This window comes from Microbacterium lemovicicum (assembly GCF_003991875.1).
In the GTDB taxonomy this organism is placed as follows: Bacteria; Actinomycetota; Actinomycetes; order Actinomycetales; family Microbacteriaceae; genus Microbacterium; species Microbacterium lemovicicum.
Genome location: NZ_CP031423.1, coordinates 690,647 through 704,967 on the forward strand (window position 1 = coordinate 690,647; position 14,321 = coordinate 704,967).

The 14,321-nt window shown below is 72.3% G+C and carries 15 protein-coding genes and 1 riboswitch; of the genes, 7 read left to right on the forward strand and 8 right to left on the reverse strand.

The window, feature by feature from the left end; genetic code table 11:
* The first annotated feature begins 75 nt into the window (after positions 1-75).
* From CVS47_RS03180 to CVS47_RS03200, 5 genes are read left to right on the forward strand one after another with little or no spacing between them, the layout of a single operon-like run.
* Positions 76-1,047: a carbohydrate ABC transporter permease gene (locus tag CVS47_RS03180; RefSeq protein WP_127094787.1), complete on the forward strand. Its 972-nt coding sequence runs from the start codon at positions 76-78 to the stop codon at positions 1,045-1,047.
* Positions 1,044-2,009, forward strand: coding sequence for a carbohydrate ABC transporter permease (locus CVS47_RS03185; protein WP_127094788.1), 966 nt, complete (start codon positions 1,044-1,046; stop codon positions 2,007-2,009). Before CVS47_RS03180 ends, CVS47_RS03185 begins: the two co-directional genes overlap by 4 nt.
* 43 nt (positions 2,010-2,052) lie before the next feature.
* Positions 2,053-2,979: an ROK family protein gene (locus CVS47_RS03190; protein WP_127094789.1), complete on the forward strand. Its 927-nt coding sequence runs from the start codon at positions 2,053-2,055 to the stop codon at positions 2,977-2,979.
* Positions 2,972-3,751, forward strand: a complete 780-nt coding sequence (locus CVS47_RS03195; protein ID WP_127094790.1) for a glucosamine-6-phosphate deaminase — start codon at positions 2,972-2,974, stop codon at positions 3,749-3,751. The genes CVS47_RS03190 and CVS47_RS03195 overlap by 8 nt, the downstream gene beginning before the upstream one ends.
* Before the next feature lie 30 nt (positions 3,752-3,781).
* Positions 3,782-4,177 (forward strand): PPOX class F420-dependent oxidoreductase, encoded by a 396-nt coding sequence (locus CVS47_RS03200; RefSeq protein WP_127094791.1) that lies wholly within the window; start codon positions 3,782-3,784, stop codon positions 4,175-4,177.
* A gap of 21 nt (positions 4,178-4,198) precedes the next feature.
* Here CVS47_RS03200 and CVS47_RS03205 read toward each other — a convergent pair whose 3' ends face one another.
* The 5 genes from CVS47_RS03205 to CVS47_RS03225 all read right to left on the reverse strand — a co-directional run bounded on the left by CVS47_RS03205 (position 4,199) and on the right by CVS47_RS03225 (position 9,114).
* On the reverse strand, positions 4,199-4,597 hold the full coding sequence (locus CVS47_RS03205; RefSeq protein WP_241240257.1) for an NUDIX hydrolase: 399 nt from the start codon (positions 4,595-4,597) through the stop codon (positions 4,199-4,201).
* A complete protein-coding gene (locus CVS47_RS03210) occupies positions 4,594-5,958 on the reverse strand; it encodes an FAD-binding oxidoreductase (RefSeq protein WP_127094792.1) in 1,365 nt (454 codons plus the stop codon). The genes CVS47_RS03205 and CVS47_RS03210 overlap by 4 nt, the downstream gene beginning before the upstream one ends.
* A complete protein-coding gene (locus tag CVS47_RS03215) occupies positions 5,955-6,350 on the reverse strand; it encodes a YrdB family protein (RefSeq protein ID WP_127094793.1) in 396 nt (131 codons plus the stop codon). Before CVS47_RS03215 ends, CVS47_RS03210 begins: the two co-directional genes overlap by 4 nt.
* Positions 6,351-6,412: 62 nt before the next feature.
* Positions 6,413-7,561: an N-acetylglucosamine-6-phosphate deacetylase gene (locus CVS47_RS03220; RefSeq protein WP_127094794.1), complete on the reverse strand. Its 1,149-nt coding sequence runs from the start codon at positions 7,559-7,561 to the stop codon at positions 6,413-6,415.
* Positions 7,558-9,114 carry a family 20 glycosylhydrolase gene (locus CVS47_RS03225; RefSeq protein ID WP_241240258.1) on the reverse strand — a complete coding sequence of 519 codons (1,557 nt, stop codon included), beginning with the start codon at positions 9,112-9,114 and terminating at the stop codon, positions 7,558-7,560. The genes CVS47_RS03220 and CVS47_RS03225 overlap by 4 nt, the downstream gene beginning before the upstream one ends.
* A 77-nt stretch (positions 9,115-9,191) precedes the next feature.
* Positions 9,192-9,276, forward strand: a riboswitch (ZMP/ZTP riboswitch).
* Positions 9,277-9,313: 37 nt separating this feature from the next.
* Between CVS47_RS03225 and glyA the strand changes: the two genes are divergently transcribed.
* Together glyA and CVS47_RS03235 are read left to right on the forward strand one after the other, a co-directional pair.
* The gene (gene glyA, locus CVS47_RS03230) at positions 9,314-10,588 is read left to right on the forward strand and encodes a serine hydroxymethyltransferase (protein ID WP_127094796.1); all 1,275 of its coding nucleotides are present in this window, start codon (positions 9,314-9,316) and stop codon (positions 10,586-10,588) included.
* Between the two features lie 260 nt (positions 10,589-10,848).
* Positions 10,849-11,736 (forward strand): bifunctional methylenetetrahydrofolate dehydrogenase/methenyltetrahydrofolate cyclohydrolase, encoded by an 888-nt coding sequence (locus CVS47_RS03235; RefSeq protein ID WP_127094797.1) that lies wholly within the window; start codon positions 10,849-10,851, stop codon positions 11,734-11,736.
* A gap of 118 nt (positions 11,737-11,854) precedes the next feature.
* On the opposite strand, the gene CVS47_RS03240 is transcribed toward CVS47_RS03235, so the two are convergent.
* Genes CVS47_RS03240 through CVS47_RS03250 form a run of 3 tightly spaced genes read right to left on the reverse strand, consistent with a single transcriptional unit; the run spans position 11,855 to position 14,306 of the window.
* The gene (locus CVS47_RS03240; protein WP_127094798.1) at positions 11,855-12,589 is read right to left on the reverse strand and encodes an amino acid ABC transporter ATP-binding protein; all 735 of its coding nucleotides are present in this window, start codon (positions 12,587-12,589) and stop codon (positions 11,855-11,857) included.
* Positions 12,586-13,431 carry an amino acid ABC transporter permease gene (locus tag CVS47_RS03245; RefSeq protein WP_127094799.1) on the reverse strand — a complete coding sequence of 282 codons (846 nt, stop codon included), beginning with the start codon at positions 13,429-13,431 and terminating at the stop codon, positions 12,586-12,588. The genes CVS47_RS03240 and CVS47_RS03245 overlap by 4 nt, the downstream gene beginning before the upstream one ends.
* Before the next feature lie 20 nt (positions 13,432-13,451).
* Entirely contained in the window at positions 13,452-14,306 is an 855-nt protein-coding gene (locus CVS47_RS03250; RefSeq protein ID WP_127094800.1) for an ABC transporter substrate-binding protein, read from the reverse strand.
* Positions 14,307-14,321: the final 15 nt, after the last annotated feature.

Here is a 14,321-nt window from a genome sequence, read left to right on the forward strand (position 1 = left end):
CGGGCCCGCCCGTCACGAGGGGTCCCGTCCGCGGGGCCCCTCGCCCCGACATCCGATTTTCCCGAAGGAGACGCCGTGGCCGAGGCCCTGCTCACCGCGCCGCCCGCGAAGGCCGCGGGACGGCGACCGCGTCCGACGGCGCGCGAGAGAGCCCGCGGACGCCGCGACGCCCGCGGAGCGTGGACTCTGCTGGCCCCGTCGGTGGTGATCCTCGCCGTGATGGTCGGGTACCCGGCCGTGCTCATGGTCGTGCAGTCGTTCACCGACTACTCGATCAAGAACAAGGTGCAGGGCACGCTCGCGGACTTCGTCGGCTTCGCCAACTACCTCGAGGTCTTCACGCAGTCCGACTTCCCGATCGTGCTGCTGCGCAGCCTCGGGCTGATGGTGGCCATGACGGTGCTGATCGTGTTGCTCGGCGTCCTCGTCGCGGTGCTGATGACCCGCCTCGGGCGCGGGTGGCGCATCACGGTCTCGGTCGGCCTGCTGCTGGCGTGGGCGATGCCGCCGCTGGCGGCGACGACGGTGTGGGGCTGGATCTTCGACACGCAGTACGGCGTCGTCAACTGGGCGCTGAACACGGTCACCGGCACCTCCGACTGGACCAATCACTCGTGGCTGCTGAACCCCTGGTCGTTCTACATGGTGCTCACGATCATCGTCGTGTGGCAGGGGGTGCCGTTCGTGGCGTTCACCACCTTCGCCGCCCTCGGCCAGGTGCCGGGCGAGGTGCTCGAGGCCTCCTCGCTCGACGGGGCCACCGGCTTCGCCCGCTTCCGTCTCGTCGTCTTCCCGTACCTCCGCAGCGTGCTGACGGTCGTGCTCGTGCTGCAGGTGATCTGGAACCTGCGCATCTTCACGCAGGTCTACGCGCTGCAGAGCCGGGGCGGGCTCGTGTCGGAGACGAATGTGCTCGGCACCTACCTCTTCCGGCAGGGCGTGGGCGAGTTCGGGGTCACGAGCGCCATCGGCGTGATCATGGTGGTGCTGCTCCTGGCCATGTCGTGGGGATACGTCCGCACCACCCTCAAGGAGGAGGAGCTGTGAGCACGCAGGTGAGTGCGGCCACGCAGGTCGCCACGGTCGGCGTCGACGAGGTGCTCGCCGAGGGCGGGCGGTCGAGGACGCCGGCGCGGCGATCGCTCGAGGTCCGGCGCCCGTCGTCCCGGCGTCGGCTGAGCCGCACGCTGCTCAACGTCGCCGCTCTCGTGGTGTTCGTCTGCTCCGTCTTCCCGGTGTACTGGATGGTGAACATGTCGTTCACCCAGGGCCGGCAGATCATCAGCCGCGACCCCGACTTCCTGCCGCTCGAGTTCACGGTGCAGAATTACCTCACCGCGTGGACCCGCGAGGCGGCACCCGGCCAGACCGACTTCCCGCACGCCCTGCTGACCTCGTCGATCGTCACGGTGGGCGTGCTCGTGGTGACGCTGCTGTTCGCCTTCCTCGCCTCCATCGCCGTCGCGCGGTTCCACTTCCGCGGCCGCCGGGGCTTCATCGTGTCGGTGCTGATCATCCAGATGATCCCCGGCGAGGCGATGATGTTCACGATCTACGGAATGATCGACGACTGGCGTCTCATGAACACGCTTCTCGGGCTGGGGATCGTCTACCTCGCCTCGGTGATCCCCTTCACGATCTGGACGCTGCGCGGCTTCGTCGCCGGTGTGCCGGCCGACCTCGAGGAGGCGGCCATGATCGACGGCTGCACCAAGAGCCAGGCATTCTGGCGGGTCACGTTCCCCCTGCTGGCCCCGGGTCTCGTCTCCACGGGCATCTTCGCCTTCATCCAGTCGTGGAACGAGTTCACGATGGCGCTCCTCCTCATGAAGGGCTACAACCTCACCCTCCCGACCTGGCTCAACTCGTTCCAGTCGGCGACCGAGGCCACCAACTGGGGCGCCGTCATGGCGGGCGCCACGCTCATCTCCATCCCGGTCGTGATCTTCTTCCTCATCGTGCAGGGACGGATGACCGGAGGGCTCGTCGCCGGGGCGGTCAAGGGCTGATGCGTCGCACGTATGACGCCGCCTCCCGCACGGAGGCCAGCCGATGAGGGTCGGCCTCGACGTCGGCGGCACCAAGACCGACGCGGTCGCGCTGGGCGACGCCGGCGAGGTGCGGGCACGCGTCCGCCTTCCCACCGCGTGGGGTCCGGACGGCGTGGTGCAGACGGTCCTCGCGGCCGTCGACCGTCTCTCCCTCGACGCCGGAGCATCCGCCGAGGCGATCACCACCGTCGGCGTCGGGATGCCGGGACAGGTGCACCCCGGAACGTCGAGGGTCGTGCACGCCGTCAACCTGGGCGTCGACGAGTTGGACCTCGCCGCCGCCGTCGCCCCGCTCCTGGGCGTGCCGGTGCGGGTGGAGAACGACGTCAAGGCCGCGGCGCTGGGCGCGCATGCGCTCGACGGCGGCGGCGGGTCGATGGCGTACCTCAATCTCGGCACCGGCATCGCGGCCGGCATCGTGACCGAGGGCACGCTGTGGCGCGGAGGCCGGGGGACGGCCGGTGAGGTGGGTCACATCTCCGTCGATCCCGCCGGCCCGGCGTGCCGGTGCGGCCAGCGCGGCTGCATCGAGGCGTTCGCCGGTGGGGGAGCGCTCGCCGAGCGCTGGGGCCGCCCGGGCGCGCTGCCCGTGCGCGACATCTTCGACGCGGCGGAGGCCGGCGACCCGCTCGCCGCCGCGCTGCGGTCCAGCCTCGCGCGCGGCGTCGCCGCGGCCGTCCGGGTGCTCGTGCTGACGACCGACGCCGATGTGGTCGTGCTCGGCGGCGGCCTCACCGGGCTGGGGCACCGCCTGCGCGCGGACGTCGCGGCCGAGCTCACACGCAGCGCCGCGGCATCCCCGTTCATGCGCTCGCTGCGGTTGGATGAGCGGGTGCGCCTCCTCGCCCCCGAATCGCCCGCCGCCGCCCTCGGCGCCGCGCTGGTCGGCGCGACGCGTGACGCGGAAGGAGCGCTGGCCCGTGGCTGAGGTCGTCATCGTGGAATCGCCGGCGGCTGCCGGGACGCTGGTGGCAGAGGCCGTCCTCCGACTGGTGCGCTCGCGTCCCGATGCGGTGCTCGGGCTGGCGACGGGCTCGACCCCGCTGCCGGTGTACGAGGCGCTGCGGGCCCGCGTCGGCGAAGTCGACCTGTCGCGCGTGCGCGGCTTCGCGCTCGACGAGTACGTGGGCATCGACCCCGCGCATCCCGAGAGCTACCGCTCGGTCATCACCCGGGAGGTCGTCGGGCCGCTCGGACTGACCCCCGACCGGATCCGCGTCCCGGACGGCTCGGTCGAGGGCATCGAGCACGCGGGCGAGGACTACGAGCGGGCCATCCGCGAGGCCGGCGGCGTCGACCTCCAGCTGCTCGGCATCGGCGGTGACGGCCACCTCGGCTTCAACGAACCGGGCTCGTCGTTCGCCTCGGAGACCCGCGTGAAGACGCTGACCGAGCAGACCCGCGCCGACAACGCCCGCTTCTTCGACAGCGTCGACGACGTGCCCCGGCACTGCATCACGCAGGGGCTCGGCACGATCCTGCGGGCACGTCACCTCGTGCTGCTGGCCTTCGGCGAGGGCAAGTCCGAGGCACTCGCCGCGGCCGTCGAGGGGCCGCTCACGGCGTCGCTGCCCGGCTCGGCGATCCAGCTCCATCCGCGCGTGACCGTCGTGGTCGACGAGGCGGCCGCCGCGCGGCTCGCGTTCGCCGACTACTACCGCTACACCTACGCGCACAAGCCCGCCTGGCAGGTGATCTGAACCGCGCGGGCGCCGCCTAGTCTCGGGAGCGTGACTCTTCCCGACGGGCTTCTCGCGCTGCTGCGCGCCCCCAGCACCTGCTATCTGGCCACCGTGATGTCCGACGGCTCGCCGCAGCTCACCCAGGTGTGGGTCGACACCGACGGCGAGCACGTCGTGATCAACAGCGTCTCCACCCATCTCAAGGTGCGCAACGTGCGGCGCGACCCCCGCGTCGCGCTGACCGTGAGCGACCCCGCACACCCGAGCGGCTTCATGCAGGTGCGCGGGCGCGTCATCGACATCACCGAGGCGGGCGGCGCCGAGCACATCGACGAGCTCTCCCACAAGTACACCGGGCGCCCCTACCCGTGGTACGGCGGCCGTGATCAGGTGCGCGTGATCCTCACCATCGAGGCGGAGAAGATCAGCGGCACCGGCATCTGACGCCCGGCGCCGAGCACGCCCTCAGCCCCAGACGAGGGGGAGGAGGTGGTCGCGACTGAGCGGCGCCAGCGGGAGGGTGGATGCCTCGGCCCGGCCGATCCAGCGGAGTTCGGCGATCTCGGCGCCGACGACCGGCTCCAGGCCGACGCCGTCCAGGTGGAACACGTCCGCGACCACGGTGTGCCCCGGCTCGTTCGCCGCGTCGGCGGTGAAGCTGCCGGCGGAGCGGAGCGTCGTGAGCGGCACATCGAGACGGAGTTCTTCGGCCAGCTCCCGCACCAGGCAGGCCGCGGCATCCTCCCCGGGCTCGGGCTTGCCGCCCGGCTGCATGAACACGCTCGTCCCGGCCTTGCGGACGAACAGCACGCGCTGGTCGGCGTCGACGATGATCGCCGCGGAGACGTGGATCCGCCCGGTCACGGCGCGAAGACCTTGCCGGGGTTCATGATCCCGAGCGGATCGAAGACGCGCTGGATGCCGCGCTGCAGCTCCCACTGATCCTCGCCCAGCTCGTCGACCAGCCAGCGGCGCTTGAGCACGCCGACGCCGTGCTCGCCCGTGAGCGTGCCGCCGAGCCGGAGCGCGGCCCGGAACAGGTCGTCGGCCGCCGCCCACACCTCCGGCGGCACGTCGGGGCCGGCGAACACGAAGTTCGGGTGCAGGTTGCCGTCGCCCGCGTGCGCCACCGTGGGGATGGCGAGACCGTGCTCGCGCTCGACGCGCGCGATCTCGTCGAACATCGCGGGCAGGGCGCTGCGCGGCACCGACACGTCCTCGATGAGTGAGGTGCCGAGCGTCTCCATCGCGGGGTGCATCGACCGGCGCACCGTCAGCAGCCGCTCGCCCTCCGCCGCGTCGGCCGCCACCGCGACGGTCCCGCCGACGCCCCGCAGCACGTCCGCGATCGCCTCGGCCTCCGTCGCCGCGGCCGGACCGTCGGTCTGGATGGTCAGCTGCGCGGCGCCCGGGGTGGGGGCCGGCAGCTGCAGGAGCCGGTGGACGGCGGCCAGGGACGCGGCATCCATCAGCTCCATGATCGCCGGCTGCACCCCGGAGGCCGTCACGGCGGCCGAGGCGACGGCGGCGGTGCGGACGTCGGGGAACGTCGCGGCGAGCGTGCGCACCTCGCCGGGTACCGCGCGGCGGAGCTTGAGGGTCGCGCCCACGACGACGCCGAGCGTGCCCTCCGAGCCGATGATCAGCGAGGTCAGGTCGAGCCCGGTGACGCCTTTGACGCTGCGATGGCCGAGATGGAGGAGCCGGCCGTCGGCCAGCACGAGGTCGACGCCGAGCACCGCATCGCGCACGACCCCGTATTTCGCGCAGAGGAGACCGCCGGCGCCCGTGGCGATGTTGCCGCCCACGGTGGAGATCGCGCGGCTGGCCGGATCCGGTGCCCACCACAGCCCCTGGGCGGCGAGGGCGGCGTTGAGGTCGCCGTTGAGGATGCCGGGCTCGACGACCGCGATGAGGTCGTCGGCGCGCACCTCGAGGATGCGCGTCATGTCGCGCACCGAGAGTGCGATCTCGCCGCCGCCGGCGTTCGCACCGCCCGCGAGGCCGGTGCCCGCGCCGCGCGTGACGACCGGGGTGCGCGTCGCGGTCGCGATCCGCAGCGTCGCCTGCACGTCGTCGACGGATGCCGCGTGCACGACAGCCAGCGGCGTGCCGGTCGCCGCGTGCCCCGACTTGTCCGCGCGGGCGTCGTGCAGCGAGGCGGGCCGCGTGTCGACGCGCTCGCCGAGGGCGTCTCGCAGGAGGGCGAGGACGTCGGCGCTCACGTGAAGCGGCGTCGTCCCGCGATGACGCCGGCCGTGACGGCGACGACGGCGAAGATGAGGCCCACCCAGGTCGCCCCGATGCTCCACCAGGCGATGGTCGCGGAGGCGTAGACGAGCAGCTCCACCACGGCGCGGATGAACGGATGCACGGCCAGCACGGCCCGCGGAGAGACGAAGAGCGCCCACAGCAGGATCGCGACGACGGGGGCGCCGATGCCGGCGACGATGTTCCACGGGAACTCCCACGCCGCGAAGCCCCAGAACGCGAGGGTGCCGAAGGCGAACAGCTCGCACACGAACGAGACCACCTCGACCGCGGAGAGCGGGCGCCGGGTGCCGGCCGGGTACGGCTCGGCGGGCGCCTGCGGGCTCGTGCGGGATGTCTCGGACATGCCTCGATTCTACGCGCGCGCGGGCAGGCGACCTCCGTCGAGCGACGACGCGGGGTGCGGGTTCAGTCGGCCGAGCCCGCCGTCCACACCCGGTGCACGTGAAGGTCGCCCGACAGCAGCACGGCGTCCGCCGACATCCCGGCTTCCAGCCGGCCGAGGTCCGCGTCACGCCCGACGGCTCGTGCCGGCGTCTCGGTGAGGGCGCGGACGGCGTCCACGAGCGGCACGCCGGCGTCGACGACGAGGCGCAGGGCGCGGTCGTGGGTGAGCGTCGACCCGGCGATCGACCCGCCCTCGACGAGACGCGCCGTGTCGCCCGCCACGTCGACCGCCAGGCTCCCGAGCAGGTACCGGCCGCCGGGCGCGCCCGCCGCTGCCATCGCGTCGGTGATGAGGGCGATGCGCCCGGGGGCGGCCGCGAAGAGGATGCGCACCACGGCGGGATCGAGGTGCACGCCGTCCGCGATGACCTCCAGGATCACGCGGGGATCGGATGCCGCGGCCCCCACCGGCCCCGGGGCGCGATGACCGAGTCCCGGCATGCCGTTGAAGGCATGGGTCAGGATGCGGGCGCCGGCCTCGACGGCCGCGCGCGTGATCGCGGCGTCGGCGGAGGTGTGGCCGATGGCCGGGACGGCGCCGGCGGCCGCGACCATCCGGATCGCCGCCATGCCGCCGGGAAGCTCCGGCGCGAGCGTGATCTGCCGCACCGTCCCCCGGCCGGCGTCGAGGAGCCGCCGCACGGCGTCGGCCGCGGGCGCCTGCAGGAGGGTCGGATCGTGCGCGCCGCGATGTTCGGCGTCGAGGAACGGCCCCTCGAGGTGGGAGCCGAGGATGTCGGGGTCGCTCTCGACGAGGTCGGCCACCATCGCGGCCCGTCGCTCCAGGTCGGGGAGCGGAGCGGTCACGAGCGAGACGATCGCGCGCGTCGTGCCGTGCGCGCGGTGCAGCGTGCGGGCGCGGCGGACGGCGTCGGGCCCGTCGTCGTACGACACCCCCGCACCGCCGTGGCCGTGGATGTCGATGAAGCCCGGGGTGAGCACCGCGTCCGGGCCGGCGAGGGCCGCAGCATCCACCACGTCCTCATCGCCGACGTTGCGCCAGCTCCCACCGGTGCCGACTGCGCTCACGCGGCCGTCGGCGAAGCTCACCCAGGCGTCGGCCGTCTCCGTGCCGCCGGAGACGAGCCGTGCGGAGTGGATGACGGTCATCGCGACGCCCAGGCGATCTCGGGGGAGCGGAAGAACGCGATGCCCCGGGCGTCCCAGAGCGGCCCCAGGCCGGCGACGCGCGCGCGGAACGAATCCCAGTCTCGGCCCGCGGCCGGCGACCACGCGATCTCGGCGATCGCGGCGATGCGCGGGAACGCGAGCGTGTCGATGTCGTCCAGGGAGCGCACCGTCTCGGTCCACAGCGGCGCCTCGACGCCGAGGATGTCGGCCTCGCCGATGCCGTCGACGACGTCCACCGGCTCCCACGAGTACGCCCGCTCGACGCTGGTCGGGCCGTCGGCCCAGGTGAGGCCGAGCGCCGTCCCCTCGTCGTACTTCATGTCGAGGTACGCGGCGTCGGCGGGGGAGAGGATCACCTGCGCGCCGTTCGCGACGAAGGCGCGGGCCGCGGCATCCGCCCCGTCGATCGGCTCCGTGAAGCCCCAGTACTGCCCGACCGTGCTGTCGTCGATGGTGGCGGATCCCGCCTCGTGCCAGGCGATCGGGGTGCGGCCGAGGTCGGCGACGATGCGCGTGGCCCTCGCCATGAAGACGGCGAAGTCCTCGGGATCGGTGCCGTGGCACTCGTCGCCGCCGACGTGCAGATACGGTCCCGGGGTGAGCCCGGCGATCTCGCCGAAGACGTCCGCGAGGAAGTCGTACACCGCCTCGTCGCCGATGCGCAGCGACGAGAAGCCGACTCCGATCCCCTCGTACGGGACGCCGCTCTCGGGCATAACACCGCCCTGGGCGCGGATCTCGTCGGTGAGCACGGGGGCCTCGACGAGCTCGGGATACGCGAGGCCGACCGCGTGGGTGTGCCCGGGGACGTCGATCTCGGGCACGACGGTCATGTGCCGCGAGGCGGCGTAGGCGACGATGTCGCGGAAGTCCGCCGTGGAGTAGAAGCCGCCGGCGTCGCCGCCGACGGCGGTGCCCGACGCGCGCTCGGTGAGCAGCGGCCGTGAGCGCAGCTGGAGCCGCCAGCCCTGGTCGTCGGTGAGGTGCAGGTGCAGCGCGTTGAACTTGAGCGCCGCGGCGCGGTCGATGTAGGCCCGCACGGTCTCGACCGGGGCGAAGTGGCGGGCGACGTCGAGCATGACGCCGCGGTAGCCGAAGCGCGGGGCGTCCTCGATCACCCCGGGCGGGAGGGTCAAGCCGCCGGCGTCTCTCTCGGTGTCGGTGCCGGTGCCGGCGCCTCTCTCGGGGTCTTCGTCGGTGTCCGGTCGCAGCAGCTGGCCGAGCGTGTGCGCCGCGTAGAAGAGTCCGGCGGCGTCGGGCGCGGAGACGTCGACGGATGCCGCGTCCACCACGATGCGCGACGACTCCGGCGGGCCGCCGTGCGCGAGGCGGAAGGCGATCCGGGGAGCGGGGTGACCGGCGGACGCGGGTTCCGGAGCACTGCTGCCCGTGACCTCGGCGACGATGCGGGTCCAGGTGGCCGCGGCATCCGCCTCTCCGGCGACCGGCTCACCGGCCACGAGCCGGAACGGCGCGGCGGCGGCATGGAGGGCGACGGACGCAGGGAGCGGGACGAGCGGGAGGGGGGTCACGGCATCTCCGTCCGGGCGACGACGCGGTCGCAAGTAAGGGGTCCTAACAAACGTGGTGCCGAGCTTATCCGTTATGCTCGTCGTGTCGCGACTGGCGTTGAGGTGGACATCCACCGGGGAGCGACGGACAACGGCATTCGACCGTACGCCTGGGCCGATGCGGACCTCATATCCCCCTGCCGCCGTCAAGGAGTTCGTCATGACCGATCCCTACTTCAACGCCCCCCTCTCCGAGGTCGACCCCGAGATCGCGCAGGTGCTGCAGCGCGAACTGGACCGCCAGCGCGGCTTCCTCGAGATGATCGCCTCCGAGAACTTCGTGCCCGTCTCCGTGCTGCAGTCGCAGGGCTCCGTGCTCACGAACAAGTACGCCGAGGGCTACCCCGGCCGCCGCTACTACGGCGGCTGCGAGGAGGTCGACGTCGCGGAGGAGCTCGCCATCGAGCGCGCGAAGTCGCTCTTCGGCGCCGGGTTCGCCAACGTCCAGCCGCACTCGGGCGCGACGGCCAACGCCGCCGTCCTGCACGCGATCGCCCGCCCCGGCGACACGCTGCTGGGCCTCGCGCTCGACCAGGGCGGTCACCTCACGCACGGCATGAAGATCAACTTCTCGGGCCGGCTGTACGACATCGTCGCCTACGGCGTCGACCCCGAGACCTCGCTCATCGACATGGACGAGGTGCGTCGCCTGGCCCTCGAGCACAAGCCGAAGGTCATCATCGCGGGCTGGTCGGCCTACCCCCGCCAGCTCGACTTCGCCGCGTTCCGCGCGATCGCCGACGAGGTCGGCGCCTACCTGTGGGTCGACATGGCGCACTTCGCCGGCCTCGTCGCCGCGGGCGTGCACCCGAACCCGGTGCCGCACGCCCACGTGGTCTCCTCCACGGTGCACAAGACCATCGGCGGCCCGCGGTCGGGCTTCATCCTGACCAACGACGCCGACCTCGCGAAGAAGCTGAACACCGCCGTCTTCCCCGGTCAGCAGGGCGGCCCGCTCATGCACGTGATCGCGGCGAAGGCCACGGCGTTCAAGCTCGCCGCGACCCCCGAGTTCCGCGACCGTCAGGAGCGCACGGTGCGCGGCGCCGCGATCCTCGCCGAACGTCTCGTCCAGCAGGACGTGAAGGATGCCGGCATCGCCGTCCGCTCCGGAGGCACTGACGTGCACCTGGTGCTGGTCGACCTCCGCGAGGCCGAGATCGACGGCAAGCAGGCCGAGGACCTCCTCCACGACATCCACATCACGGTCAACCGCAACGCGGTGCCCAACGACCCGCGGCCGCCGATGGTGACCTCCGGTCTGCGCATCGGCACCCCGGCGCTCGCGACGCGCGGCTTCGGCGACGAGGAGTTCACGGAGGTGTCGGACATCATCGCCCTCGCCCTCCTGCCCGGCGCCGACGTCGAGGCGCTCCGCGCGCGCGTCGCCGCGCTGACCGCCCGCTTCCCGCTGTACCCCGACCTCCAGCAGTAAGCGGCCGGCCGGGCTCTGGTCGGCGGCGCTGCGGCGCGCCTTCGTGCGGCTGAGCTCCGCACGGCGTGGCCGTCGCCCCCCGGGATAGACGCGAATCGCGCTGGTGCACACCGCAGTGCGGCGTTTCCGTGCCCGGATCGCGTTCATCCGGGGATGGGGATGCTGCGGGTGCGGGATCCGCGGGGGTTGCCACCGCTGATACCTATGGGCATAGTTAAAGCGACCGGCCCTGAACCGGTCCCACGAAGTGAGGATGCACGATGACCGCGCAGACCCTGGACGGCAAGGCAGCCGCCGCACAGATCAAGACCGAGCTCGCCGAGCGTGTGGCGGTGCTCCGCGGGCGCGGTGTCGTGCCCGGCATCGCCACGGTGCTCGTCGGAGCCGACCCCGCGTCGCAGCTCTACGTCGGCATGAAGCACCGGCAGTCCGAGGCGATCGGCATGAACTCGATCCAGGTCGAGCTGCCCGCCACGGCGACGCAGGAGGAGGTCGAGGCGGCGCTGGACGCGCTGAACGCCGACCCCGACTGCCACGGCTACATCGTGCAGCTGCCACTGCCGAAGCACCTCGACACCGACGCGCTCCTCGAGCGCATCGACCCCGCGAAGGACGCGGACGGCCTGCATCCGACCAACCTCGGCCGCCTGGTGCTGAACGTCAACGCTCCCATCACCACGCCGCTGCCCTGCACCCCGCGGGGTGTCATCGAGCTCCTGCTGCGCAACGACTACGACCTCACGGGCAAGGAGGTCGTCGTCGTCGGCCGCGGCGTCACCATCGGACGCTCGATCGGCCTGCTGCTGACCCGCCGCGAGATCAACGCCACCGTCACCCTGACCCACACCGGCACGGTCGACCTCGGTCACCACCTCCGTCAGGCCGACGTCATCGTCGCGGCCGCCGGCGTGCGTCACATCGTCACGGCCGAGAACGTGAAGCCGGGCGCGGCGGTGCTCGACGTGGGCGTCACGCGCGAGACCGACCCCGAGACCGGCAAGAGCCGCATCTACGGCGACGTGCATCCTGACGTCGCCGAGGTCGCCGGCTTCCTCTCGCCCAACCCGGGTGGAGTGGGCCCGATGACGGTCGCCCTGCTGATGACGAACGTCGTCGAGGCCGCCGAGCGCGCCGCCGGCATCGCCTGACCCGCACCCGCTGTCACCCGCTCAGCAAGCGGGGAATCGCTTCCTCGCTCACCGAGCGGGGAAGCACTCCTCGCTCGACGAGCAGGGGCGCGTCGCCTCAGCGACCGGGGAACGCGATTCATCCCGTGAATCGCGACAGGAACGCCCTCGTGCGGTCTTCGCGGGGTGCGCGGAACACCTCCGCGGGCGGACCCTGCTCGACGATGCGGCCGCCGTCGAGGAACACCACGCGGTGCGCCACGTCGCGGGCGAACGCCATCTCGTGGGTCGCCATGAGGATCGTCGCGCCGTCTTCCGCCAGGCTGCGCACGAGCGCCAGCACCTCCCCGACGAGCTCCGGGTCGAGCGCCGAGGTGATCTCGTCGAGGAACAGCACCTCGGGATCCGTCGCGATCGCCCGCACGATCGCCGCCCGCTGCTGTTGCCCGCCCGACAGCCGGTCGGGGTGCTCGCGCGCCTTGTCGGCGAGGCCGACGCGTTCGAGCAGACGGATGCCGCGCTCCTCCGCCGCGCGACGGGGCTCCTTGCGCACCACGCGCGAGGCGAGCGTCACGTTGTCGAGCACGGACAGGTGGGGGAACAGGTTGTAGGCCTGGAAGACCGCGCCGAAGCGGGCGCGCACGGCGTTGGCCTCGATGCGCGGGTCGGAGATGTCCTCGTCGCCGAGCAGGATGACGCCGTCGTCGATCGGCTCCAGCAGGTTCAGGCACCGCAGCAGCGTGGACTTGCCCGAGCCGCTCGCCCCGATGAGCGCGACGACCTCGTGCTGCGCCAGTTCCAGGTCGATGCCGTTCAGCACGTCGCGCTCGCCGAACGACTTGCGCAGCCCCTCGGCCCGCAGCAGGGCGCTCACAGCAGCGATCCCGTCTGCTCGCGCGCCCGCAGGCGGGCGGCGTACCAGTCCGTGAGCCGGATCGTCGGGATCGCCAGCAGGACGAAGAGGATGCCGGCCACCACGTACGGCGTGAAGTTGTAGGTCTGCGCCGTCGCGATCTGGGCGGCGCGCACGGCGTCGACGGCTCCGAGGATGGAGATCAGCCCGACATCCTTCTGCATCGAGATGAAGTCGTTCATGAGCGGCGGCGTGACCTTGCGCAGCGCCTGCGGCAGCACGACGCGGCGCAGCGTCTGCACGTAGCCGAGGCCGAGGGCGCGGGCGGCGAGTCGCTGCGACGGGTGCACAGCCTCGATGCCGGCGCGGATCACCTCGGCGACATAGGCGGAGTAGGTCAGGGTCACGGCGATGACGCCCAGGATCACCGGTGGGATGCGCTGGCCGGTGATCGTGGGCAGGCCGAAGCCGATCAGGAAGAGCACGATGATGAACGGGATGCCGCGGAAGAGGTCGGTGTACGTGGCGGCCAGTGCGCGCAGGGGGAAGAACACCGGACCCCGCAGCGTCCGCAGCAGGGCGAGGAGCAGCGCGCCCGCGCCGACCGTCAGCACGGAGAGCCCGAGCACCTGCAGGTTCAGCAGGAAGCCGGCCCAGACGTCGGGGAGAGACTCCCACGCGATCCGCGGGTCGAAGAACGACTGCTGCACCGCGGCCCATCCGGGCGTGTTCAGGACGACCGCCCACACCACGACCGCGAACGCCACCGTGGAGGCGACCGCCGTCAGGATGGATCGGCGCTCCCGCCCGCGACGGTAGGCGCGGCGCTCGAGCTCGAGCGCGCTCGGGGGTGCGGAGGTCACGACTCGACGCTAGCGCGCCGTCACTGGAGCTTCGTCACGCCCTGACCCGACCCGAGCCACGTGTCGGTGATCTCGGCGAGAGTGCCGTCCTCGCGGAGCGCGTCGACGGCGGCCGTGACGTCGGCGGTGAGCGGGGAGTCCTTCGGCAGCAGCAGGCCCCACTCGTCGGGGACTCCGGCGATGGGCAGCTCGCCGACGATGAACGAGTTCTCGATGTAGACGCCGGTGGCGTAGTACGCCGTCGGCAGGTCGAGCACGATGGCGTCGATCTGTCCGGCCTTGAGCGCCGCGACGGCGTCCTCGTTGGTGTTGTAGAGCTGCGGGGCGACGTTCGGGGCGACGGCCTCGTCGATGGTGGTGGCGCTCGTCGAGCCCGCGAGAGCGCCGAGGGTGAGGTCCTTCAGGCCCGCGATGTCGGTCACCCCGTCGGCGGCGCCGCCCGTGATGGCCACCACTGCCTGGCTCGCCTGGTAGTACGGGGAGGAGAAGTCGACCGCCTGCTTGCGCTCGTCGGTGATCGTGTACTGCTGCAGGTTGAAGTCGAAGCTCTTCGGGCCGGGCGCGACAGCCGACTCGAAGCTCGTGCGCACCCATTCGACGTCGTCCTTCGCGAAGCCGAGCTTGTCGGCCACGGCGTAGGCGACGGCCGCTTCGAAGCCCTCGCCGGAGGTCGGGTCATCGTCGATCACGTAGGGGAAGTACGCCGGCTCGCCCGTCGCGATGGTCAACGTGCCCGGCGTGAGATAGCCGGCGTCGGCGGGGCCGTCGCTCGCGGTGCCGGACGAGTCGGACGGGCCGCCGCCGGCGCAGCCGGTGAGGGCCAGCGCGGTCAGCAGGCCGAGGGCGGCGAGGCGGACGGAGCGGGGGCGGGACATGGCGACTCCAGGTCG

What these genes read in the sequence shown, in the direction of transcription:
- glyA (WP_127094796.1), top strand. Translation starts at nt 9,314, where the DNA reads ATGACCGATCCCTACTTCAACGCCCCCCTCTCCGAGGTCGACCCCGAG.
- CVS47_RS03215 (WP_127094793.1), bottom strand. Translation starts at nt 6,350, where the DNA reads ATGTCCGAGACATCCCGCACGAGCCCGCAGGCGCCCGCCGAGCCGTAC.
- CVS47_RS03190 (WP_127094789.1), top strand. Translation starts at nt 2,053, where the DNA reads ATGAGGGTCGGCCTCGACGTCGGCGGCACCAAGACCGACGCGGTCGCG.
- CVS47_RS03250 (WP_127094800.1), bottom strand. Translation starts at nt 14,306, where the DNA reads ATGTCCCGCCCCCGCTCCGTCCGCCTCGCCGCCCTCGGCCTGCTGACC.
- CVS47_RS03220 (WP_127094794.1), bottom strand. Translation starts at nt 7,561, where the DNA reads ATGACCGTCATCCACTCCGCACGGCTCGTCTCCGGCGGCACGGAGACG.
- CVS47_RS03235 (WP_127094797.1), top strand. Translation starts at nt 10,849, where the DNA reads ATGACCGCGCAGACCCTGGACGGCAAGGCAGCCGCCGCACAGATCAAG.